Raw genomic sequence first — 21,627 nt, 5'->3', positions numbered from 1 at the left:
GGGCCTAAAACTCAATCAGTGCGCAACGGCGGCGCTATCGCCTTTGGTCGGCTTGAGCATCAGCGAGGCAATCACGCACCCCAGCGCCACCACCCCGAATACCGAGGCGATGAGGAAGGCATGCGAGCCCAGGCCCGACACCAGCCAGCCGAACACCAGCAGCGTCGTCACGATCAGCGCCTGCTGCACGATGAAGGCAAAGCCCTGCGCCTGCGCCGCGATATCCTCGCTCGTCCAGTTGGCGATAAAATGCACGAGGCCGAAATAGCCGACCGCATAGGTGACCGAGTGGGTGCATTGCAGGATGAACAGCGCCCAGACCGGTGGGTTGAACGCCATGATGGTCCAGCGCGCAATGGTCACCACCGCGGCCAGCAGGATCATGTGGCGCGCCGAAATCTTGCCGGCGAACCGCTTCCAGAAGAACATCATCGCCGCTTCGGCCGCCGGCGCCGTCGCGATCAGCGGCCCGATGAAGGCTTCGGAAATGCCGTTGTCCTTCCACACCAGCGCCGCGAACGACGCCAGGATCGAATGGGTCGCCTGGATAAAGGCGAACGCCAGGATCGGCAGCACGAACCACGGCTTGAGCACTTCGCGCAGCCGGCTCGCCTGCGGCTTGACCTGCGCCGCTGCCTGCTGGCGCTTCTCGCCCCGGAACCTGGGCAATTGCAGCGACACGGCGGCGCGCGCCAGGCACACCACGACGAAAAGCGGAATGAAGGCCACTCCGCCCAGCCACGCGACGACGAAGCCGGCAAGCGCCGCCCAGAACGTGTAGCCCACCGTGCCCCAGGCGCGCACGAAACCGAAATCGGTGCCGTTGCGCTGCGTCATCCGCAGCGTCGCCGCGTCGAGCATCGATGGGATCATGCCGGCCGGAATGGTCAGCAGCGTCCAGACGAGGAGGATGCCCCAGAAGCTGTCCACGAAGAACATGCCGATCGGAATCGTGCCCGCCAGGATCGAAAGGATCACCAGCGCCTGTCGCCAGTCGCTGGCCCGGTCCGCGATGCGGCCGATGAACTGGTTGATGAGCAGCATCACCAGCACCGGCACCGCGCTGATCACACCGATCTGCTCGGTCGACATCCCCTGCTCGTGCAGCCAGATGCCGAGATAGACCGAGGCCACGGCACCACCGGCATAGGAGAAGAAGTGATAGAACGAAGCGTGCAGCTCGGGCGAAATGCCCGGTGCCCGAGGGGACGCCGACATGAAATGTGTGCTCCGGGCGGGGAGTCCACCCGGACGTTGACGTATGCGGAATTTCTCGCCCGTGGCAAGAGGAATGGTAGTCGCGTCGCTACTGACAAAATCTGGTCAGGTCGCCCGCTAGCCTCTCTTCATCGAAAACTGAGGAGAACAGAAATGACCAATCCCCTTCGCGGCCTTTCCACCATCCGCTACCAGGCTGCCGATCATGAGGCCGCCAAGCGCTGGTACACCGAGCTCCTGGGCGCGGCGCCCTATTTCGATCGCCCCGGCTATTGCGAGTTCCGCATCGGCGATTACCAGGCCGAACTTGGCCTGCTCGATGCCAAATATGCCGGCACGCTCGGCTCCGGCCCCACGGCCACCACGCCCGGCGGCGCCGTCACCTACTGGCACGTCGATGATCTTCCCGCGACCATCGACCGCTTCCTCGCTCTGGGCGCCACGCTCCACGAGCCGATCCGCGAATTCGGCGAGGGTTTCGTTGGCGCCGCCGTGCTCGATCCGTTCGGCAACATCGTGGGCCTGATGTATAACAAGCACTATCTCGAGGTCCTCGCCAAATGACCTCTCCGAAGCGCCTGCGCGAAGAGCGGCTTGACGCGCAGGCCGCTAAGGGCTTCCATCCCTTGGCATTCCTCGAGAGACGGAGCACGACGTGGCAAGCCTGATCCAACGCTTTCGCGCCAAGCTATCCACGCCCGGGCTCCTCCTCGGCACCCTGCTTTTCGCCGTCTCGCTCACCCCCTCGCTCCTGCCGCGCGATTTCGTGCTGCAGGGCATCCTCTCGGGCACGTCCTTCGCCATCGGCTATGGCCTGGGCGCCTGGGGCGGCTGGCTCTGGGAATACATGGAGCTGCAACTGCCTCCCGGCCGCGTTTCGCGGGCCATCAAGATCGCGGCGGCCCTGCTCTGCATCCTCGTGGCGCTGGTCTCGCTCTACCTCAATACCGGCTGGCAGAATTCGGTGCGCAAGGTCATGGACATGCCCCCGCTCGAATCCGCCCACCCCATCAACGTGGCGCTGGTAGCCATCGCCCCGGCGCTCATCCTCATCGCCATCGGCTCGCTCATCGCCTACGGCATTTCGCTGGTCTCGCGCTGGCTGCGCCGCTTCGTGCCGCAGCGTGTCGCCTTCGTGCTCAGCGTCCTCGTGGTCGGCGTCTTCACCGCCTATCTCTTCAACGGCCTGTTGCTGCGCAACGCCCTGCGCGCCGCTGACAATTTCTTCGAGCGCCTGGACACCCTCCAGGGCCAGATGAACCCGACGCCCGCCCCCACCGATCCACTCTTCTCCGGCAGCAGCGCTTCGCTCGTCGCCTGGGACACGATAGGGCGCGACGGGCGCGTCTATGTCGAAACCGGCCCCAGCAAGGAAAAGATCGAGGAAGTCATCGGCCGCCCCGCCATGCAGCCGCTCCGCGTCTATGTCGGCATGCGCTCGGCCCCCACGCTCGAACAGCGCGCGCAGATGGCACTCGATGAGCTCAAGCGCGTCGGCGGCTTCAGCCGCTCGGTGCTGGTCGTCATCATGCCTGTCGGCACCGGCTGGGTGGATCCGCCTGGCATCGACTCGCTCGAATATCTGCAGGCCGGCGACGTCGCCAGCGTTGCTTTGCAATATTCCTACCTCACCAGCCCCCTCTCGTTCCTCATCGAACCCACCTACGGCACTGATGCGGCTCAGGCGCTCTTCAAGGCCGTCTACAGCTATTGGACCACCCTGCCGCGCGACAGCCGCCCGCGCCTCTACCTCCACGGCCTGAGCCTGGGCGCCCTCTCCTCGCAGGGCGCCACCGAGCTCTATGACGTGCTCGGCGATCCCTACCAGGGCGCGCTCTGGGCTGGCCCGCCCTTCTCCAGCCCCACCTGGGGCTGGGCCACGGCCAACCGTCAGCCCGATTCCCCCGAATGGCTTCCGCGCTTCCGCAACGGCTCCAGCATACGCTTCAACAACCAGACCAATGCCGTCGCCAAGGCCGATGCCGAATGGGGCCCGATGCGCATCGTGTTCCTGCAATATGCCAGCGACCCGGTGGTGTTCTTCTCCTACGACGCCCTCTATCGCCGCCCCGCCTGGCTGGAAGGCGAGCGCGGGCCTGATGTCTCGCCGGACCTCACCTGGTACCCGGTCGTGACCTTCCTCCAGCTCGGCCTCGACATGGCCCTGTCCCAGACCTCGCCGATCGGTCATGGCCACGTCTATGCCGCACGCGACTACATCGATTCCTGGGTCGCCGTCGTCGATCCGCCCGGCTGGGACACGGCGCGCCTCGATGCCCTCAAGGAGGCCCTCGAACCGACCGACGCCGCCCCGCGCCAGCCCTAGAGGGTCGACAAAGCCGGCTTGACAAACGGCGCCCTTCATTTAACAACTATGTTAATTAACATACTCGTTAATCAAAGGAGACAGCTCATGTTGCTCAAGGACAAGGTCGCCGTGATCTATGGCGCAGGCGGTCACATCGGCGGCGCGGTGGCTCGCGCCTTCGCCCGGGACGGCGCAGAAGTCTTTCTCACCGGCCGCCACCGCGACAAGGTCGAGCGCGTCGCCGCCGATATCGCCGCTGCCGGCGGCAAGGCGCATGTCGCCGAAGTCGACGCCACCGACAAGGCCGCCATCGAACAGCACCTGGCCGATCTTGTCGCCCAGAGAGGCCAACTCGACATCAGCTTCAATGCCATCAGTGTCTTCGGACACCTACAGGGTACGCCGATGGTCGAGATGACCGAGGAAAACTTCTCCCTCCCGCCCCTCACCGCCATCAAGACGAACTTCCTCACCACCACCGCTGCCGCACACCACATGATCGAGCGTCGCTCGGGCGTCATCCTCGCCATGTCCTCGACCGCTGCCGGCCTCTCCGGACGCGACCGCGTCTTTCACACCACCGGCGGCTTCGCCGTGGCCTGCACCGCTGTCGAGGCGTTGAGCCGCACGCTGGCCGGCGAGGTCGGCAAACACAACATCCGCGTCATCTGCCTGCGCTCGGACGCCCTGCCCGAAACCTGGCCGCTCGAAGGCCGCCCGCCCGAGATTGCCGAGGTCGAGAAATACATGAACGCCGGTACCGCCCGCGGCCTGCTGCCCCGGCTCTCCGAGATCGCCGATGCGGCAAGCTTCGCCGCCTCGTCTCGCGCCGCCGCCATGACCGGCACGATCCTCAACCTCACCTGCGGTTCGGTAATGGATTCGAACTAGGCCGCGCGGTCCTGCTGCTCGGCTACCGGCACAAGAGCCGAGCGGAACTGCTCCGCTGCCGCCGCCCAGGTAAAGCGCTCGGCATGCCGGCGGGCACCATCGCGAGGCAAGGTCAGCGCCCGCGCCACCGCCGCATCGAGGTCATCATCGAGCGCCCCAGCAAGCGGGTCGGTAAGGATATCGAGAGGCCCCGCCACCGGGTAAGCCGCCACCGGCACGCCCGAGGCCAGCGCCTCGATCACCACATTGCCGAACGTATCGGTCTTGCTCGGAAAGACGAAGGCATCGGCGCTGCGGTAGAGCGCCGCCAGCTCATCGCCGTGCTTCTTGCCCAGGAACACAGCATCCGGAAACGCCTGTCGCAGCTCGGCCAGTTGCGGGCCATCGCCCACCACGACCTTGGTGCCTTCGGTCCCCAGGCGCAGGAAGGCCTCGACATTCTTCTCCACCGCGACTCGCCCGACATAGAGCAGGTGCGGCCCCGGCAGGTCATGGAAATGCGACTTGGGCCCGGGGAAGAACCGGGCCGTATCCACGCCGCGCGACCAGATGCGCAGGTTCTCGAAATGGTGCTCGGCCAGCTCCGCCACGATGCTCGGCGTCGGCACGAGCGTGGCCGCCGCGCCGGAATGGAACCAGCGCAGATAGGCATAGCTCCACTCGGTCGGCACCGGCACGCGGGCCGAGACATATTGGGGGAATCGCGTGTGGTAGCTGGTCGTATAGGCCAGCCCCTTTTCGAGGCAGTAGAACTTGGCCTGCAGCCCCAGCGGCCCTTCGGTCGCGATGTGGATATGGTCGGGCGCCATGCGCGAGATGATGTCCCGCACTGCCCCGATCGGCGCCAGCGACAGCCGAATCTCCGGGTAGGTCGGCATGGGCACCGTCCAGAAGCGCTCGGGCGTCAGGTATTGGACCGAATAGCCCCGCCGCTCGAGTTCCTTGCCCACCGCGTCCAGACTGTGCACCACACCATTCGTTTGGGGATACCAGGCATCGGTCACGATGAGCAGGCTGGTCATGTCGCTTCTTTGCGCCTCCGGAACCGCCGGCCCTCCTGGACGCCTGTCCACTTGATCAGTTCGAATGCCCCGTCGGGGTTTTCGACGATCGCCGTACAGCTTTCGACCCAGTCACCGGTATTGATGTAGTGGATACCTAACCTGTCGTGCATGTCGGCATAATGAATGTGCCCGCAGATCACGCCGTCGACGCCCGATTGCCGCGCCTCGAGCGAGAGCGCCTCCTCGAACCGGCCGATCACCGACACCGCGTTCTTCACCTTGTGCTTGGCCCAGGCCGAAAGCGACCAATAGGTCAGTCCCAGCCGGCGCCGCACCCAGTTGATGACGATGTTGACCCGCAGCGCGAAGCGATAGGCCCAGTCACCCACATAAGCGAGCCATTTGGCATGGCGCACCACCACGTCGAACTGGTCGCCGTGGATGACGAGGTAGGTCTTGCCCTGCGCCGTCGTGTGCACGGTGCGATCGACGAACTCGACCTCGCCGAAATAGGTGCCCAGATATTCCCGCAGGAACTCGTCATGGTTGCCCGGCAGGTAGATCACCTTGGTACCGGCGGCCGCTTTGTCGAGGAGGATCTGCGTCAGGACATTGTACTCGTTCGGCCAATGCCAGGACTTGGCCAGCCGCCATCCGTCCAGGATATCGCCCACGAGATAGATCGTGTCCGCGTCGTGGAAGCGCAAAAACTCGATGAGCTGACCCACGCGGGTCGGGCGCATGCCGAGGTGCACGTCGGATATGAACAGCGCTCGAACGCGCCTCACCTCTCGGGTCTCAGCCATAAACGAATCTGCCCCTTATTCCGGCCAAAAGCTTGCCGCGGCACGGCGACGGCAATGTGACAGTCTATAGCCTTGGGATTTGAGAAGGAACAGTACCAACACATCCGCCTCACAGCCCGTTGACCGTGAAAACGGATTGAGGCCGGCGCCACCGGCACACTCCCCGGCCGAAAAGCCGGGGCCTGCGGATGCTTCAATACGCGTGGAGAGAGGGAAAGTCGGGCGCCCGGCCTTACCCGCCGATCCGCCCCTTGAGCGTCACGATGCGCCCGTAGCTCTCTTCGATCCGCTTGGCGAAGTTGGGATCCTTGCCCGCCTGCGCCACCAGGATGCCGAGAATCTCGTCGCCCAGCGCCGGGTCGTACGCGGCGGTGTTGGAGAACAGCAGCACGTCCATGCCCGCATTGACCGCCTGGATCACGGTCTCCTTGAGCGTGAAGCGCTTGCGGATCGCACCCATTTCGAGGTCATCGCTGATAACCACGCCATTGTAGCCGAGCTGGCCGCGCAGCACGCCGGTGATCCAGTCGGGCGAAAGACTCGCCGGCAGGCGCTGCCCGCCGCCGTCATAGTCCTTGTGGTAGAGATGCCCGACCATGACGAAGTCGTCATAGCCTCCGGCCAGCAGGTCCTTGTAGGGCTGCAGTTCCGCTTCCGACCAGGTCTTGGTGATGTCGACGAACCCGGCATGGCTATCCGCCGTGCTCGAACCGTGCCCCGGGAAGTGCTTGATCGAGGTCAGCATGCCCTCGGAATGGTGGGCATTGATGAAAGCCTGCGCATAGGCATCCACCGTCGCCGGGTCCTTGCTGAACGCGCGGCCATACTTGGCGATGATGAGGTTCTTGGGGTTGATGTTGAGATCGACCACCGGCCCGAAATTGACCGTGAAACCGAGCGCGGCCATGTCCTTGGCCATACCGGCATAGATCGCCTGCGCCCCTGCCGGGTCGTTGCGCGCAGCTACCGTCTGCGCATTGGGAATCTCGGGAAAGCCGACATCCTTGGTCAGCCGCTCGACCGACCCACCCTCCTGGTCCAGCGTCAGGAACGGCGGCAGCTCAGGCGAGGCCTCCTTGAAGGCCTCGTTCATGGCCTTGACCGCCGAGAGGCTCGCGACATTGTACTTGAGGTACATCACGCCGCCGACCCGGCCCTCAGCCACGGCCTTGCGCAGCGCGATCACGGACTTGTCCTTGACGCTGTCGCCCTTGAACCCGACGATGATCATCTGCCCGGCCATCTGCTCGAGCGATGCGGCCAGGCTCGCCGTATTGGCAAGAAGCCCCAGGACGAGGCCAGCGATCAGGGGGCGAAGGGTCTTGGCGTGCACAGGGGTCTCCGGGTGATTCGCGCCACCGTGCCCCAGCATTGCGGCAGAATCGTTAATGCGTCTTCGCAATCGCCATCGGGAAAGGGTTGCGGCGCCGGAGCGCCGCAACAAAACCGGTCAGGCCGCGACAGTGCGCGGAGCCGAGCTCTTGTCGAGCGCCCAGGCACCCGGGCCGGCAAAGACCAGGTAAAGGAAGATGAAGCAGAACAGCACGGCCGCATCGCCCTGGTTGTTGGCCGGGAAGAAGCTGCCCGGCGCATGCACCATGAAATAGGCCACGGCCATCTGGCCGGAGGCGAGGAAGGCGGCAATCCGCGTCTGGAAACCGACGACGATAAGAACGCCGGTGATCACTTCGATGAGGCCGGCAATGCCGAACAGCGAGAAGAGCGGCGGGCTCATCTGCGTCTCGGGAAACCCGAACAGCTTCTGCGTGCCGTGAGCAATAAACAGCAGGGCGGTCATGATGCGCAGGACCGCCAGCGCCTGCGGCGCGTAGGCGTTGAGACGATCGAAATTCATGAGTCAGGGCTCCGGATATTAACTACCCGCTAACGGCTAACCCGCCTAAAGCCCCGCAAGCCAATGAAAGTTTTGTCATTTCAGGCCGGCGCCAGCTTTTGACAGCAAAACCGGACACCTACACATCGTTCGATTTTGACGAACGGTGATGGAAAGCTGGGTGAGGACCGGGGAATAGAGCGATACGGCTCGAATCGCGCGGGAACCAGTATCGCCCCGCGGCAGCCGAGGAGAGTAACTCCACCCGCCACCCCGCTCTCCACTACCACCCGGCTCTCCCCCACCACGGAACTTCCCCGGACTTGATCCGGGGCCTATTGCACCCCTTCCACTCGAGTGGAGCTATCCGTGGGGCCCGGCTCTTCGGCCAGGGAAGTGCAGTGGGTGGGGAAGCACATCACCCAAACAAAAATGCCCCGGCACAAGGCCGGGGCACTCAAATCCATCACCGCGCTTACCCGCGGTTCTGCCGATGCTCGATCAAATCCTCCACCACGGACGGATCAGCCAGCGTCGACGTATCGCCGAGCGAGCCGAAATCGTCCTCGGCGACCTTGCGCAGAATGCGGCGCATGATCTTGCCCGAGCGGGTCTTGGGCAGGCCCGGCGCGAACTGGATGAGGTCGGGCGAGGCGATCGGTCCGATTTCCTTGCGCACCCAGTTGCGCAACTCGGTCTTGAGCGCGTCATCGCCCGTCGTGCCGGTCATCAGCGTGACATAGCAATATATGCCCTGCCCCTTGATGTCGTGCGGATAGCCCACCACTGCCGCCTCTGCGACCTTGGGGTGCGCCACCAGCGCGCTCTCCACCTCGGCCGTACCGATGCGGTGACCGGAGACGTTGAGCACGTCGTCGACGCGACCCGTGATCCAGTAATAGCCATCCTCGTCGCGGCGGCAGCCGTCGCCCGAGAAGTAATAGCCCTGGTATTGCTGGAAGTAGGTCGACATGAAGCGCTCATGGTCGCCGTAGACCGAGCGCATCTGGCCGGGCCAGCTATCCTTGATGCAGAGCACGCCTTCGGCCTTGGTCTGCTCCTGGAGCCGCCCTTCGGGCGAAAGGACCACTGGCTGCACGCCGAAGAACGGCTTGGTCGCCGAGCCCGGCTTGGTCGGGATGGCGCCGGGAAGCGGGGTGATCATGAAGCCGCCGGTCTCGGTCTGCCACCAGGTGTCCACCACCCCGCAGCGCTCCTTGCCGACATGCTTGTAGTACCACATCCAGGCTTCCGGATTGATCGGCTCGCCCACCGAACCCAGGAGGCGCAGCGAGGGCATCTCGTACTTGTCGGCCCATTCCGGCCCGGCGCCCATCAGCGCGCGGATCGCCGTGGGGGCGGTGTAGAAGATGTTGACCTTGTGCTTTTCGACCACCTGCCAGAAGCGCGAGGCGTCCGGATAGCTCGGCACGCCTTCGAACATGAGCGAAGTCGCCCCGTTCGCCAGAGGGCCGTAGACGATGTAGCTGTGCCCGGTCACCCAGCCGATATCGGCCGTGCACCAATAGATGTCGCCATCACGGTAGTCGAAGGTGAGCTGGTGGGTCATCGAAACCCAGACGATATAGCCGCCCGTCGTATGCAGCACGCCCTTGGGCTTGCCGGTCGAGCCGGAAGTATAGAGGATGAAAAGCGGGTCTTCCGCATTCATCGGCTCGGGTTCGCAGAGCGCCGGCACCTTGGCGGCTTCGTCGGCGTACCAGACGTCGCGGCCACCGGCCATCGGCACGTCCGCGCCGGTATTCTTGACCACCACGACCTTGTCGACGCCAGGCGACTTCTGCAGCGCCTCGTCCACCGCCTTCTTGAGCGCGATGGTCTTGCCACCGCGACGGCCTTCGTCGGCCGTGATGACGATCTTGCTCTCGCAGTCGTTGATGCGGCCCGAGATCGAATCCGGCGAGAAGCCGGCGAAGATCACCGAATGCACCGCGCCGATACGGGCGCAGGCGAGCACGGCATAGGCCGCCGCCGGGATCATCGGCAGGTAGATAGTGACGCGGTCGCCCTTCTTGACGCCCTGTGCCTTGAGCACGTTGGCGAAGCGGTTCACTTCGTCATAGAGGCGCTGGTAGGTGATGTGGTCCTGCGTGCCGGGCGTATCGCCCTCCCAGATCAGCGCAACCTGGTTGGCGCGCTGCGGCAGGTGCCGGTCGATGCAGTTGGCCGAGATGTTGAGCACCCCGTCCTCGAACCATTTGATCGACACGTTCGGAAATTCGAACGAGGTGTTCTTGATCTTGGTCGGCGGCTTGATCCAGTCGATCCGCTTGGCCTGCTCGGCCCAGAAGCCCTCGGGATCGTTGACCGACCGCGCATACATTGCTTCGTACTGTTCCTCGGTGACCCAAGTACGGGCCTTGGCCTCGGCGCTCGGTTCGAACACGAGTTGATCGCTCATGCCTTTCCTCCCAGTTTAGTGTTTGGCGTTACTAACCATCACTGACGCAAGGCCGCAAGCATACCACTTGCCGATTAGCCTCATCGCGCCTCGGTAGTATCCATTATTTCCCCTTCTTCCACCGGTTAACCGACAGCGCAATACGATGGCGCCGAAGGCCGTAAGGTCCTGGCAGATCAGGCCAAATGGGGGATGCAGCCTTGACCGATGTCATTACGGCCTTGCCCGGTGGCCCCGCTGCGGCAAACGCCGCGTCAATGACCCATCGTGCGGCCCGCTATGCCGACCTCAAGCCGCTCGTCACGCAACTCCACGCCGTCATCGATGAGTCGCCCTATTACAACCAAGCCTTCAAGCGCTTCGAAAAGCAGCGGCTGGGCGTCGGCTACCTCGACGCTCTGCGCGAGGCCGATCCGTCGCACGTGCTCATCCTAGAACACGACGGCCGGATGGCCGGTGCCATGGTTTCCGGCCCGGAATTCGGCACGCTCTTCCGCTATTGGTCGTGGATCGCACCGCAGTTCCGCCATACGCGGTTGGGCATGTATGGAATGCGCGCGTTCGAGGAGACCTTCGGCAATGGCCGCTTCCACAAGGTCTCGACCTATGTGCGGCCATCGAACGAGGTGTCCCTCGCCCTCCTCCGCCGCTACGGCTACAGCCAGACGTGCCTCCTCGAAAAGCACCTCTTCGGGCTCGACTTCGTGCTCATGGAAAAATCCTACACCAAGGCGGTGGAGGGTTATGACAGCGGCATCCGCCTTGGGCGCGTCGCGGCAGCTAAACGTTGGTTGAAGCGGCTTGCCAGGCCTTGAGCCGCGGGAAGATCGAAACGTCGATCCGCGCCGCCGCATAGGCCGTTCGCCAGAGCGCCAGTGACCAGATGGTGATCGACAGCAGCGCCGCCAGTGCCGCGCCGATGATCCCCCAGGCCGGCACCATCACCAGGTTGGCGACCACGAGCGTCACCATACCCAGTGCGATCGACGGCAGGCTGGCATAAGGCCGGTCATGGATGGAAAGCACCATCGAGGCCGGGCCGAACACCGACCGCACCACCAGTGCCAGGCAGAGGATCGCGAGCGGCAGCGCACCATCGGTGAAACCCGGCCCGAAGAGCATGAGCGCAAACGGCCCGCCAATCGCGACGATGATGAAAAGGATCACCGAGAGCCCGGCAGCGACGAGGTTGGCGTCACCCACCTTGCGGTTGAACCCCTCGCGGTCGCTCTTGGCTTCGGCCTCGAACATATCCGGCACCGTCACCGCATAGACGGCGGCCACGCCGAACGAGACAAGGCTGAAGAGTCGCGTGCAGACGCCAAAAATCGCCAGCTCCTCGCGGCTCAGATGCCCGGACAGCAGCAGCAGGTCGATATCGAAGAAGAAGTCGGTGGCAATGCCGATCAGCACCCAGGGCGCCGCGAACCGCCACCAGCGCCGCACCTGCGATGGCCCCGGCTCGGCCGATAGCGGCAATTTGACCGAATCCGAGATGACGACGCCGAACTGCACCGCAGCGATCAGCAGGCAGAGGCTGGAGAATATCCAGACCATCTGGGCGAAACCCTCGCCGGGATTGGTCACCCCGATGCAGAAGATGAACGCGGCAATCGCTGCCACGGGACGGAAGACGGATTCGGCGTAATAGCCCGCCAGCGGCCGCTTCAAGCCCACCAGCACCGCGCAGCTCACATACATCGTCGCCGCGCTGAAAGTCAGGAAAATGGTCGGAATCCAGTGATGGGCCAGCACCTCGCCCGGCTCGCCGATGAGCCCGAGGAACGGCCAGGCCGCAAAGCCGAGCAGCAGCGCCGTCACCACGATATGGCCATAGGCGCGCTTGAGGAACGAGCGCTGCGAGCGGCCGTCGCCCTTGGCACGGTATTCGGACGTGAAATAGGCCCCCACCATCTGGAAGCCCAGCGGCATCACCATGGCGATGAGATTGGTGGATGCGACGAGGATGAGGTATTCGCCGAGCAGGCTCGGTCCCCAGAAGCGCGCTATGCCCGCCTGGACCAGGAAAGTCAGCCCTGCCCCGAAAAGGCGCCCGCCGAAGATAACCGCTGATTGCGAAACCAGCCGCCGGAAAAGGCTCATGCAGCATCCTCGTTGCGAGCCTGGTCAGGCTTCGCCTTGTCGCTTCTTAGTCCGTCGATGACGCGCTTGATATGCTGCACACTGTCGCGCGCCGCGAAGGCCCCGAGCCCCAGCATCATCGGCAGGGCGGAAGCGGCATAATTGGCCACATGCGGTACAGGCGTGATCACGCCCTTGTCCCCCACCATGCCCTTCTTGAACTGGTGCAACCCCTGGAAACCATCGGTACCGCCCAGGTCGTACCAACTGGCGCGGGTATTGTCGCGCAGCCAGCGGATGATGTGCCAATGGAGGAAGTAGCCCGCCCGCAGCGGCAGCGCCCGATCATTGGTCGCGCCGTAAAGATAGACTGCCCGGTCGCCCGACTTGAAGATCACCGCCCCGCTTACGATCTCCTCGCCCTGCCGGACGAAGAAGAGTTCGGGGCGCAAACGTTCATCGGCAATGGCCATGAGGCCCGGCACGGTGTCGTAGGCCGAGTGATCCGGAAATTTCTTCCGATCCGTCATAGCCGAGTAGAGCGCGTCGAATTCGGGCAGGCGCGAGACCGGCGCGTGCTCGAACACCAGCCCTTCCTTGTCCGCCTTGTTGAGGTGATAGCGCCACTTCTGGTGGAAGCTCTTGCGCTGCTCCTCGTCGGAAAGCCGCAGGTTGACGATGTAACGGTTCGGGAACAGCAGCGCCGAACCCTTGCGAAACCCGCGCTTCCAGAGGTACTCGGCCTCTCCGTTGACCTCGGTCAAGGAGGCGCGCGGCAGCACGGAAAGCATGAGCCGGCGCGTCTGCGCATAGTCGGTAATCAGCGCCTCGATCATCGCCGCATAGATGGCGTCGCTGTCCGGCCGGCTTTCGTCCTTGAGCAACGGCCCCCACTTGGTGACCGCGATGGCGCCGACGCGCAACGGCAATGGCTGGATCATCACCAGCACTCCGCCGACGACCTCGCCATCGACGCGGAACAGCAGCGCCTCGTGCTCGACCGACGGCCAGCGCATGCGTGCGAAGACGTAAAGCTGCTCCTGGCAAACGCCATCGAAATCAGCGACGGCATCGTCCCAGGCTTCGCCGCTGATCCGTTCAACCGACATGGCAAGACCACCAGTCGCCCGCGAAAGCGGCGCCTTGATAGAGCTTTGCATGGATTGATCGGCTGCCAGTGTCATCGTCGCCCCCGGCCTGTTTTTGTTTGCCCGCAACCTATCGGCCGGAAATGAGCAAATCCCTATGAGCCGGGCTCTGCACCGCGGATTCTGATGCCGTGGTTACGAAACCGTTCGCCAATTACGCAGGACTGCGTAGGGGTTAGAAGCGCTTGCAGCCAAAACAAAACCGCCCCGGCCAAGGCCGGAGCGGTTCCAGATTTCCGTCTGCGCCGTTCCTAGAAGAACGGGATGACCGGCAGCGTGTGACCCAGCAGTTGGTCGATGCCGTGATAGACCATGCGCGCCGCCACATAGAGGATGATGACGAGGCCGATCCACGAGATCCAGCGGTACTTGTGCAGCAGGCCCGCGATCAGCGAGGCGGCCACGCCCATGAGGATCACCGAGAGCGCCAGGCCGAAGATCAGCGCTTCGAGGTGGTGCTGGGCCGCACCGGCAACCGCCAGCACGTTGTCGAGCGACATCGAGACGTCGGCGATGATGATCTGCCAGACCGCCTGGCGCAGCGTCTTGCGCGGCGCGCGGCCGGCGACGCGGCCATCGGCGTCCTGGTCGGTATTGGTCAGCGCTTCCTGCGCCTCGTGCTCTTCCTCGTGCGAGATCGTCAGCTCGCGGTACATCTTCCAGCACACCCAGAGCAGCAGGATGCCGCCAGCGACGAGGAGGCCACCGCCCAGCGAAAGCAGTTGCGTGGTGATGAGTGCGAAGCAGATGCGCAGCACCGTAGCGGCGATGATGCCGATAAGGATCGCGCGCTGGCGGATCTCCTTGTCGAGCCCGGCTGCCGCCAGGCCGATCACGACGGCATTGTCGCCGGCGAGTACGAGATCGATGAGGATGACTTGGATGAAGGCGGATACCATCGAATAGTCTAGACCGAAAGGCATCCCGCCAAATCTCCGTAAAAAATGGGCGGCAAACGCCGCTGGCGGCTATATGGGTAGCGCTCGCGCGATTGTGAAGACCCTCCGCGCGAAAAATTTCACGTCGCGAACCCTTGCTCGCGCGCGTATTGCTCGACGAAAGCCGCGGCATCCTTGTCGGGCGTAATCCCCAGCCCCGCCGCCCGCGCGCTCGTCACCTCAGCCGGCCAGCTCCGCACCATCGGCAGGATGCGCGGGTCCTCCTTGAACGACACCCGCGCGCGCACCGTGGAGCCCGCAATCCGCTTGAGCGCGTCGAGCATTTCCCTCACCGTCACCTGCACCGCGGGCAGCACCAGCGCCCTCGGCCAGCCGAACCGCTCGGTTGGCAGATCATGGGCAAGGAGGATCGTTTCGATGAGCCGGCCCGGCGACATCAGCGCGATCGGCACATCGTCCGGCACCGGACAAACCGTTTCCCGGCCAGCCAGCGGCTCGCGGATCACCGCCGAAATGAACGAGGAATTGGCGAGATTCGCCTTGCCCGGCCGCACGGCGATAGTAGGGAACCGCAAGGCGCGCCCGTCGATCAGCCCGCGCCGGTCATAGTCGCCGATGAGATATTCGCAGCAGAGCTTCTGGACACCGTAGGAACTCATCGGTGTCGGGATCGTCGCATCGGTAACCTTGGTCGAACCGGGCCCGCCATAGACCGCGAGCGACGAGGCGAAAATCAGCTTGGGCCGCCGGCCGCTTTTCGCGGCAAGATCGAGCAGCGTCCGCGTTCCATCGAGATTGACGCTGAGGCCAAGTTGCAGGTCGGCCTCGGCGCCGCCACTCACCACCGAAGCCAGGTGGAAGATGCTGTCGGCGTCCCCATCCAGCGCCGTGGCGATCGCCGCGCGATCGGTCATGTCGCCCACGACAACGCGCACGCGTTGATCAGAAAACGGCCGCTCCGGCGCCATCTGGTCGAAGATGGTCAGCCGCCCGACCGCGCGCCGCGTCCCATCCTGATCCACCAGCTCGCCACGCGCCAGAATCGCCTCGGCCAGCCGGTAGCCGATGAAACCGGCGCCGCCAGTCACCACAACATGCATGTTGCCTCTCCCTCTTGCCCTCATTCTTCCATACCAGCTTTGGAAAAAGGCAAGGCAAATCGTCGCTTGGCATCACCGCCAGTTGATTTGGAGCGAACGGCACGGCACCTTAGAGCTTGGTTCGGCGAAGCGGGCAGCGAGCGGGACTATAGGGTTGGAGAGCGCATGGGCGCTTATATTCTGCGACGCCTCCTGCTGATGATTCCGACGGTCCTCGGAATCATGGCCGTCACGTTTATCGTTGTTCAATTCGCTCCGGGCGGTCCTGTCGAACAGGCCATCGCCCGCATGAGCAACACTGCAGTATCCGCCACCGCCAGCGTTTCAGGCACGCAGCAGGGCGATTTCGCCGGCCAGGGCCAGGAAAACAACAGCACGGGCAATTCTCTCTATCGCGGCTCGCGCGGCCTCTCCCCACAACTCATCGCCCAGCTCGAAAAGCAGTTCGGCTTCGACAAGCCCCCGCTCGAACGCTTCGGGCAGATGCTCTGGAACTACATCCGCTTCGATTTCGGCAAGAGCTACTATCGCGACATCTCGGTGATCGACCTCATCAAGGAAAAGATGCCGGTCTCGATCTCGCTCGGCCTATGGATGACCCTGCTCGGCTACGGCATCTCAATTCCGCTCGGCATCGCCAAGGCAGTGCGCGACGGCTCGCGCTTCGATGTCTGGACCTCCGGCGTCGTCATTGTCGGCTACGCCCTGCCGAGTTTCCTCGTCGGCATCCTGTTGATCGTGCTGTTTTCGGGCGGCAGTTTCCTCAGTTGGTTCCCGTTGCGGGGCCTCACCTCGGATAACTTCGACCAATTGTCCCTGCCGATGAAGGTGGTCGACTATTTCTGGCACCTGGCGCTGCCCATCGTCGCCATGGCCGTCGGCAGCTTCGCCACGCTCACGCTTCTCACCAAGAACTCGTTCATGGAGGAGATCCGCAAGCAATACGTCACCACCGCGCGCGCCAAGGGGCTTTCGGAAAACCAGGTGCTCTACCGCCACGTCTTCCGCAACGCCATGCTGCTCGTCATCGCCAGCTTCCCGGCGGCTTTCGTCTCGGCGTTCTTCTCCGGCTCCCTCCTCATCGAAACCATGTTCTCGCTCGATGGGCTGGGACTGCTCGGCTTCGAATCCGTCCTCAACCGCGACTATCCCGTGGTTTTCGCCACGCTCTACATCTTCTCGGTGCTGGGCCTCGTCATCACGCTGATTTCGGACCTCACCTATATGTGGATAGACCCGCGCATCGATTTCGAAAAGCGGGGCGCGTGAGCCATGGCCATTGCCCTCTCGCCCCTCAACCAGCGCCGCATCGCCAATTTCCGCCGCAGCCGGCGCGGTGTCTGGTCGCTGTGGATTTTCCTGTTCCTGTTTTTCGTCACGCTCTTCGCAGAGGTCATCTCCAACGATCGCCCGATCATCGCCTTCTACAAGGGCGAGTTGCTGGTCCCCGCCTTGGTCGACTACCCGGAATCCAAGTTCGGCGGCTTCCTCGCCGTCACCAATTTCCGCGACCAGGTGAATCAGGACGAGATCAACGCCAACGGCTGGATGCTCTGGCCACCCATCCGCTTCTCCTACACCACCGTCGACGACACGCTCTCGATCCCCGTCCCCTCCCCGCCCTCGTGGATGCTGGGCAAGGAGACCAACTGCCAGCGCTTCCCGCAGGGAGTGGACGATCCCAACTGCAACCTGGGCAATTGGCACTGGCTGGGCACAGACGACCAGGGGCGCGACGTGCTGGCACGCCTCATCTACGGCTTCCGCATCTCCGTGCTCTTCGGCCTGGCGCTCACCATCTTCTCTTCGGTCATCGGCATTCTGGCCGGTGCCGTGCAGGGCTATTTCGGCGGTTGGATCGATCTCCTCGGCCAGCGCTTCATCGACATCTGGACCTCCGTTCCCCAGCTCTACCTGCTGCTCATCATCTCGAGCGTCATCGCCCCCAGTTTCTGGGTACTGCTGACCATTCTGCTGTTGTTCTCATGGGTGGCGCTGGTGGGCGTGGTGCGCGCCGAATTCCTGCGGGGCAGAAACTTCGAATATGTCAACGCCGCCAGGGCGCTGGGCGTCTCGGACCGGACCATCATGTTCCGGCATCTCCTGCCCAACGCCATGGTCTCGACCCTCACCTTCATGCCCTTCATCCTGGCCGGCTCGGTCACCACCCTGACCTCCCTCGATTTCCTGGGCTTCGGTCTCCCCGTCGGCTCGCCGTCGCTCGGCGAACTGCTTTCGCAGGGCAAGGAGAACCTCCAGGCACCCTGGCTCGGCATAACAGGCTTCGTCACCATCTCGCTGATGCTCAGCCTCCTCGTCTTCATCGGGGAGGCCGTGCGCGACGCCTTCGATCCGCGAAAGACCTTTGCATGAGCGCGCCGCTTCTCTCGGTCGAAAACCTTTCCGTGCGCTTCGCCCAGGGCGAGCAGGTGCTCGACGCGGTAAAGGGCGTCTCCTTCGAGATCGAAAAGGGCAAGACCCTGGCCATCGTCGGCGAAAGCGGCTCGGGCAAATCGGTCACCGCCCTCTCGATCCTCAAGCTCCTCCCCTACCCCGCCGCCAGCCATCCGACCGGCAAGATCGTCTTCGACGGTCAGGACCTGCTGGGCATCAGCGAGAAGAAACTGCGCGGCGTGCGCGGCAACACCATCTCGATGATCTTCCAGGAGCCGATGACCTCGCTCAATCCGCTCCACACGGTCGAACAGCAGATCGGGGAAGTGCTCAGCCTCCATCGCGGCATGGGCCACAGCGCTGCGCGCGCCCGTGCCGTCGAGCTGCTGGGTCTTGTCGGCATCGACAACCCCGAACAGCGCCTCAAGGCTTTCCCGCACCAGCTTTCGGGCGGACAGCGCCAACGTGTCATGATCGCCATGGCCCTCGCCAACGAGCCTGACCTGCTCATCGCCGACGAGCCCACCACCGCCCTCGACGTAACGGTGCAGGCCCAGATCCTCACGCTCCTCAAGGATTTGCAGGCCCGCCTCGGCATGGCCCTGCTCTTCATCACCCACGATCTTGGCATCGTCCGTTCGCTGGCCGACTACACCTGCGTGATGACCAAGGGCGAGATCGTCGAGCGCGGCCCCACGGCCGAACTCTTCGCCCATCCCCAGCACGAATACACGCGGCACCTTCTGGCCGCCGAACCGAAGGGCTCCGCGCCGCCCTCCGACCCATCGGCCGAAACCATCATCGAAGCCGAAAACCTGCGCGTCTGGTTTCCGATCCGCCGCGGGTTGCTCCGCCGCACGGTCGGTCACATCAAGGCCGTCGACGACGTCGCCGTGAAGGTGCGCAAGGGCCAGACCCTCGGCATCGTCGGCGAAAGCGGCTCCGGCAAGACCACGCTGGGCCTTGCCCTGCTTCGCCTCGTCGGCTCGGAAGGCCGCATCGTCTTTCTCGGTCGCGATATCGAAAAGCTCTCCGGCAAGGACCTGCGTCCGCTACGCGGCGACATGCAGATCGTCTTCCAGGACCCCTACGGCTCCTTGAGCCCCCGCATGTCCGTGGGCGACATCATCGAGGAGGGCCTCAAAGTCCACGCCCACAACCTTACGCCCGCCGAACGGGAAGCACGCGTAGCCGGGGCGCTTGAAGAAGTCGGCCTCGATCCCGAAGCGCGCCATCGCTATCCGCACGAATTCTCCGGCGGCCAGCGCCAGCGCATCGCCATCGCTCGCACTCTGGTGCTCGAACCGCGCCTCATCATTCTCGATGAGCCCACCTCCGCGCTCGACATGAGCGTGCAGGCACGCGTCGTCGACCTGCTGCGCGACGTCCAGCAGCGGCGCGGCCTCGCTTACATCTTCATCTCGCACGATCTGCGTGTCATTCGCGCGCTGGCCAACGACGTGATGGTGATGCGCAACGGCAAGGTGGTGGAGAGCGGCCCGGCCGACGCCATCTTCGCCAATCCGCAGAACGACTACACCCGCGCGCTGCTCTCGGCTGCTTTCGACGCCTCCGTCGAGAGACCTGTCGCCGACGGCGGCGCCGTCATAGACTGAACAAAGAATTGCCTGGGAGTAACGACATGAAGGCCTTCGTCTCGATAGCCGGCTTTGCGCTCGTAGCACTGATGAGCGTCCCGGCCATGGCGCAAGCGCAGCATGGTCCGTGGATGAAATCCGTCTCGATGATGGGCGAGCCCAAATACAAGGACGGCTTTGCTCATTTCAACTACGTCAATCCCGATGCGCCCAAGGGCGGCACGGTGCGCCTCTCGACCGAAGGCGGCTTCGATACCTTCAACCCCATCCTGCCGATGGGTGAGCCTGCCGCTGGCATCGGCCTCGTGTACGAGACGCTGATGACGCCCTCGTCCGACGAGGTTTTCACCAAATACGGCCTCCTCGCTGAAGCCATCGCCTTCCCGGCCGACTACTCCTCGGTGTCCTTCAAGCTCAACCCGAAGGCCAAGTGGCAGGACGGCGAGCCGGTAACGGCCGACGACGTCGTCTGGTCATTCAACAAGCTCATCGAGCTCAACCCGACGCGACAGCAATATTATGCCAACGTCAAGAGCGCCGAGATCACCGGCGACGGCGAGGTGACCTTCACTTTCGACAAGGCCGGCAACCGCGAACTCCCTCTCATCATGAGCGAAATCCCGATCCTTCCCAAGCATTGGTGGGAGGGCAAGGACGCCAACGGCAAGCAGCGCGACATCAGCGCTTCGACCCTGGAGACGCCCATGGGATCAGGCCCCTACAAGGTCAAATCCTTCGTCCCCGGGCGCACCCTCACCTTCGAGCGCGATCCCAATTACTGGGCGGCGACCGAGCCGGTGAATGTCGGCCAGGATAATTTCGACCAGATCCGCTACGAATATTTCCGTGACACCGATGTCGAGTTCGAAGCCTTCAAGGGTGACCAGTTCGACTGGTGGGCCGAAAACCGCGCCAAGCGCTGGGCCACCGCCTACGACTTCCCTGCCGTCAAGGATGGCCGCGTCGTCCTCGAAAAATTCGAGAACGACAGTCGCGACAACGGCGTAATGGTCGGCTTCATCTACAATCTGCGCCAGGAAAAGTTCAAGGATCAGCGGGTTCGCGAAGCCCTCAACTACGCCTTCGACTTCGAAGAGTTGAACCGCACCCTGTTCTACAATGAATATAGCCGCGTGAACTCGTTCTTCTACGGCAGCGAACTGGCGTCCTCCTCCGACCTGCCTACAGGCAAGGAACTCGAGATCCTGGAAAGCGTGAAGGACAAGATTCCGGCCAGTGTCTTCACCACGCCCTACAAGAGCCCGGTCGGTGGCGATTCCACCAAGCTGCGTGCCAACCTGCGCGAGGCGCTCCGTCTCCTTGGCGAAGCCGGCTACAAGCTCGATGGCAACCGCCTGGTCGATGCCAACGGCCAGCAGCTTACCTTCGAGATCCTGCTCAACGGCCCGACCATCCAGCCGGTGGCCAGCTCCTTCATCAACAACCTGCGCAGCATCGGCGTGGACGCCACCGTCCGCTCGGTGGATTCTCCGCAATTCATCAATCGCCTGCGCAGCTACGACTACGACATGGTCTACATGGCCTGGGGTCAGACGCTGTCGCCAGGCAATGAACAACGCTTCTTCTGGGGCTCGGAAGCGGCCAACCAGCAGGGCTCGCAGAACTATTCGGGCATCTCCGATCCGGGCGTCGATGCCCTCATCGACAAGATCATCTTCGCCACTGATCGCGAAACGCTGGTCGCCGCCACCCACGCGCTCGACCGCGTGCTCCTGGCCCACAGCATCGTCGTCCCGAGCTACGCCAGCCTCACCTCGCGTATCGCGCGCTGGGATCGCTTCAGCCACCCCGACAACCTGCCCGAATACTCGGTCGGCTTCCCCTCGGTCTGGTGGTACGACGAAGCCAAGGCCGCCAGGGTCGGCGCCGCCAACTAAACCTCGAACGGGCGCGAAAGCGCCC

General features: G+C 63.8%; 18 protein-coding genes. 8 read left to right on the top strand and 10 right to left on the bottom strand.

The annotated features are described in order from the left end of the window. Nucleotides 1–15: 15 nt before the first annotated feature. Nucleotides 16–1,218, bottom strand: coding sequence for an MFS transporter (locus JNE37_RS16165; protein ID WP_203063821.1), 1,203 nt, complete (start codon nt 1,216–1,218; stop codon nt 16–18). Nucleotides 1,219–1,371: 153 nt separating this feature from the next. Between JNE37_RS16165 and JNE37_RS16160 the strand changes: the two genes are divergently transcribed. From JNE37_RS16160 to JNE37_RS16150, 3 genes are all read left to right on the top strand, one after another. Beyond that, nucleotides 1,372–1,782, top strand: coding sequence for a VOC family protein (locus JNE37_RS16160; protein ID WP_203063820.1), 411 nt, complete (start codon nt 1,372–1,374; stop codon nt 1,780–1,782). A 91-nt stretch (nt 1,783–1,873) separates the two neighbouring features. Further along, the gene (locus tag JNE37_RS16155; protein ID WP_246513327.1) at nt 1,874–3,544 is read left to right on the top strand and encodes an alpha/beta hydrolase; all 1,671 of its coding nucleotides are present in this window, start codon (nt 1,874–1,876) and stop codon (nt 3,542–3,544) included. A gap of 87 nt (nt 3,545–3,631) precedes the next feature. Continuing rightward, nucleotides 3,632–4,417, top strand: coding sequence for an SDR family oxidoreductase (locus JNE37_RS16150; RefSeq protein ID WP_203063819.1), 786 nt, complete (start codon nt 3,632–3,634; stop codon nt 4,415–4,417). On the opposite strand, the gene JNE37_RS16145 is transcribed toward JNE37_RS16150, so the two are convergent. The 5 genes from JNE37_RS16145 to acs all read right to left on the bottom strand — a co-directional run bounded on the left by JNE37_RS16145 (nt 4,414) and on the right by acs (nt 10,483). Beyond that, nucleotides 4,414–5,439, bottom strand: a complete 1,026-nt coding sequence (locus JNE37_RS16145; protein ID WP_203063818.1) for a glycosyltransferase family 4 protein — start codon at nt 5,437–5,439, stop codon at nt 4,414–4,416. The two genes, JNE37_RS16150 and JNE37_RS16145, sit on opposite strands and share 4 nt — an antisense overlap. Beyond that, a complete protein-coding gene (locus JNE37_RS16140) occupies nt 5,436–6,227 on the bottom strand; it encodes a UDP-2,3-diacylglucosamine diphosphatase (RefSeq protein WP_035033424.1) in 792 nt (263 codons plus the stop codon). Before JNE37_RS16140 ends, JNE37_RS16145 begins: the two co-directional genes overlap by 4 nt. A gap of 232 nt (nt 6,228–6,459) precedes the next feature. Next, a complete protein-coding gene (locus JNE37_RS16135; RefSeq protein ID WP_203063816.1) occupies nt 6,460–7,560 on the bottom strand; it encodes a glycoside hydrolase family 3 protein in 1,101 nt (366 codons plus the stop codon). A 117-nt stretch (nt 7,561–7,677) separates the two neighbouring features. Continuing rightward, nucleotides 7,678–8,082, bottom strand: coding sequence for a DoxX family protein (locus tag JNE37_RS16130; protein WP_035033421.1), 405 nt, complete (start codon nt 8,080–8,082; stop codon nt 7,678–7,680). Between the two features lie 454 nt (nt 8,083–8,536). After that, complete coding sequence (acs, locus tag JNE37_RS16125; RefSeq protein ID WP_035033418.1) at nt 8,537–10,483, bottom strand: acetate--CoA ligase; 1,947 nt, start codon at nt 10,481–10,483, stop codon at nt 8,537–8,539. A 200-nt stretch (nt 10,484–10,683) separates the two neighbouring features. On the opposite strand from acs, the gene JNE37_RS16120 reads away from it, so the two are divergent. Next, nucleotides 10,684–11,298 carry a GNAT family N-acetyltransferase gene (locus JNE37_RS16120; protein ID WP_203063814.1) on the top strand — a complete coding sequence of 205 codons (615 nt, stop codon included), beginning with the start codon at nt 10,684–10,686 and terminating at the stop codon, nt 11,296–11,298. Here JNE37_RS16120 and JNE37_RS16115 read toward each other — a convergent pair. From JNE37_RS16115 to denD, 4 genes are all read right to left on the bottom strand, one after another. Next, nucleotides 11,264–12,586, bottom strand: a complete 1,323-nt coding sequence (locus JNE37_RS16115) for a lipopolysaccharide biosynthesis protein (RefSeq protein ID WP_203063812.1) — start codon at nt 12,584–12,586, stop codon at nt 11,264–11,266. The genes JNE37_RS16120 and JNE37_RS16115 overlap by 35 nt on opposite strands. Continuing rightward, nucleotides 12,583–13,749 carry a lipid II:glycine glycyltransferase FemX gene (locus tag JNE37_RS16110; protein WP_203063809.1) on the bottom strand — a complete coding sequence of 389 codons (1,167 nt, stop codon included), beginning with the start codon at nt 13,747–13,749 and terminating at the stop codon, nt 12,583–12,585. Before JNE37_RS16110 ends, JNE37_RS16115 begins: the two co-directional genes overlap by 4 nt. 215 nt (nt 13,750–13,964) lie before the next feature. Then, complete coding sequence (locus JNE37_RS16105) at nt 13,965–14,636, bottom strand: YjbE family putative metal transport protein (protein ID WP_035033410.1); 672 nt, start codon at nt 14,634–14,636, stop codon at nt 13,965–13,967. A gap of 95 nt (nt 14,637–14,731) precedes the next feature. Beyond that, nucleotides 14,732–15,712: a D-erythronate dehydrogenase gene (gene denD, locus JNE37_RS16100; RefSeq protein ID WP_203063805.1), complete on the bottom strand. Its 981-nt coding sequence runs from the start codon at nt 15,710–15,712 to the stop codon at nt 14,732–14,734. A gap of 165 nt (nt 15,713–15,877) precedes the next feature. On the opposite strand from denD, the gene JNE37_RS16095 reads away from it, so the two are divergent. The 4 genes from JNE37_RS16095 to JNE37_RS16080 are packed head-to-tail and all read left to right on the top strand — an operon-like array spanning nt 15,878 to nt 21,602. Next, nucleotides 15,878–16,981, top strand: coding sequence for a microcin C ABC transporter permease YejB (locus JNE37_RS16095; RefSeq protein ID WP_035033407.1), 1,104 nt, complete (start codon nt 15,878–15,880; stop codon nt 16,979–16,981). Nucleotides 16,982–16,984: 3 nt separating this feature from the next. After that, nucleotides 16,985–18,085 carry an ABC transporter permease gene (locus JNE37_RS16090; protein WP_203063803.1) on the top strand — a complete coding sequence of 367 codons (1,101 nt, stop codon included), beginning with the start codon at nt 16,985–16,987 and terminating at the stop codon, nt 18,083–18,085. After that, on the top strand, nt 18,082–19,722 hold the full coding sequence (locus JNE37_RS16085; protein WP_203063801.1) for an ABC transporter ATP-binding protein: 1,641 nt from the start codon (nt 18,082–18,084) through the stop codon (nt 19,720–19,722). The genes JNE37_RS16090 and JNE37_RS16085 overlap by 4 nt, the downstream gene beginning before the upstream one ends. A gap of 26 nt (nt 19,723–19,748) precedes the next feature. Beyond that, entirely contained in the window at nt 19,749–21,602 is a 1,854-nt protein-coding gene (locus JNE37_RS16080) for an extracellular solute-binding protein (RefSeq protein WP_203063799.1), read from the top strand. Nucleotides 21,603–21,627: the final 25 nt, after the last annotated feature.

It is taken from the genome of Paradevosia shaoguanensis, assembly GCF_016801025.1.
GTDB lineage: Bacteria > Pseudomonadota > Alphaproteobacteria > Rhizobiales > Devosiaceae > Paradevosia > Paradevosia shaoguanensis.
Note: the sequence above shows the minus strand (reverse complement) of the source record. Positions and strands in the feature narration are given on the sequence as shown.

Excerpts from the sequence above, each read along its gene's own strand:
- JNE37_RS16145 (WP_203063818.1), bottom strand. The coding sequence starts at position 5,439 with ATGACCAGCCTGCTCATCGTGACCGATGCCTGGTATCCCCAAACGAAT.
- JNE37_RS16095 (WP_035033407.1), top strand. The coding sequence starts at position 15,878 with ATGGGCGCTTATATTCTGCGACGCCTCCTGCTGATGATTCCGACGGTC.
- JNE37_RS16165 (WP_203063821.1), bottom strand. The coding sequence starts at position 1,218 with ATGTCGGCGTCCCCTCGGGCACCGGGCATTTCGCCCGAGCTGCACGCT.
- JNE37_RS16105 (WP_035033410.1), bottom strand. The coding sequence starts at position 14,636 with ATGCCTTTCGGTCTAGACTATTCGATGGTATCCGCCTTCATCCAAGTC.
- JNE37_RS16110 (WP_203063809.1), bottom strand. The coding sequence starts at position 13,749 with ATGACACTGGCAGCCGATCAATCCATGCAAAGCTCTATCAAGGCGCCG.
- JNE37_RS16150 (WP_203063819.1), top strand. The coding sequence starts at position 3,632 with ATGTTGCTCAAGGACAAGGTCGCCGTGATCTATGGCGCAGGCGGTCAC.
- JNE37_RS16090 (WP_203063803.1), top strand. The coding sequence starts at position 16,985 with ATGGCCATTGCCCTCTCGCCCCTCAACCAGCGCCGCATCGCCAATTTC.
- JNE37_RS16080 (WP_203063799.1), top strand. The coding sequence starts at position 19,749 with ATGAAGGCCTTCGTCTCGATAGCCGGCTTTGCGCTCGTAGCACTGATG.
- denD (WP_203063805.1), bottom strand. The coding sequence starts at position 15,712 with ATGCATGTTGTGGTGACTGGCGGCGCCGGTTTCATCGGCTACCGGCTG.
- acs (WP_035033418.1), bottom strand. The coding sequence starts at position 10,483 with ATGAGCGATCAACTCGTGTTCGAACCGAGCGCCGAGGCCAAGGCCCGT.
- JNE37_RS16160 (WP_203063820.1), top strand. The coding sequence starts at position 1,372 with ATGACCAATCCCCTTCGCGGCCTTTCCACCATCCGCTACCAGGCTGCC.
- JNE37_RS16085 (WP_203063801.1), top strand. The coding sequence starts at position 18,082 with ATGAGCGCGCCGCTTCTCTCGGTCGAAAACCTTTCCGTGCGCTTCGCC.
- JNE37_RS16140 (WP_035033424.1), bottom strand. The coding sequence starts at position 6,227 with ATGGCTGAGACCCGAGAGGTGAGGCGCGTTCGAGCGCTGTTCATATCC.
- JNE37_RS16130 (WP_035033421.1), bottom strand. The coding sequence starts at position 8,082 with ATGAATTTCGATCGTCTCAACGCCTACGCGCCGCAGGCGCTGGCGGTC.
- JNE37_RS16115 (WP_203063812.1), bottom strand. The coding sequence starts at position 12,586 with ATGAGCCTTTTCCGGCGGCTGGTTTCGCAATCAGCGGTTATCTTCGGC.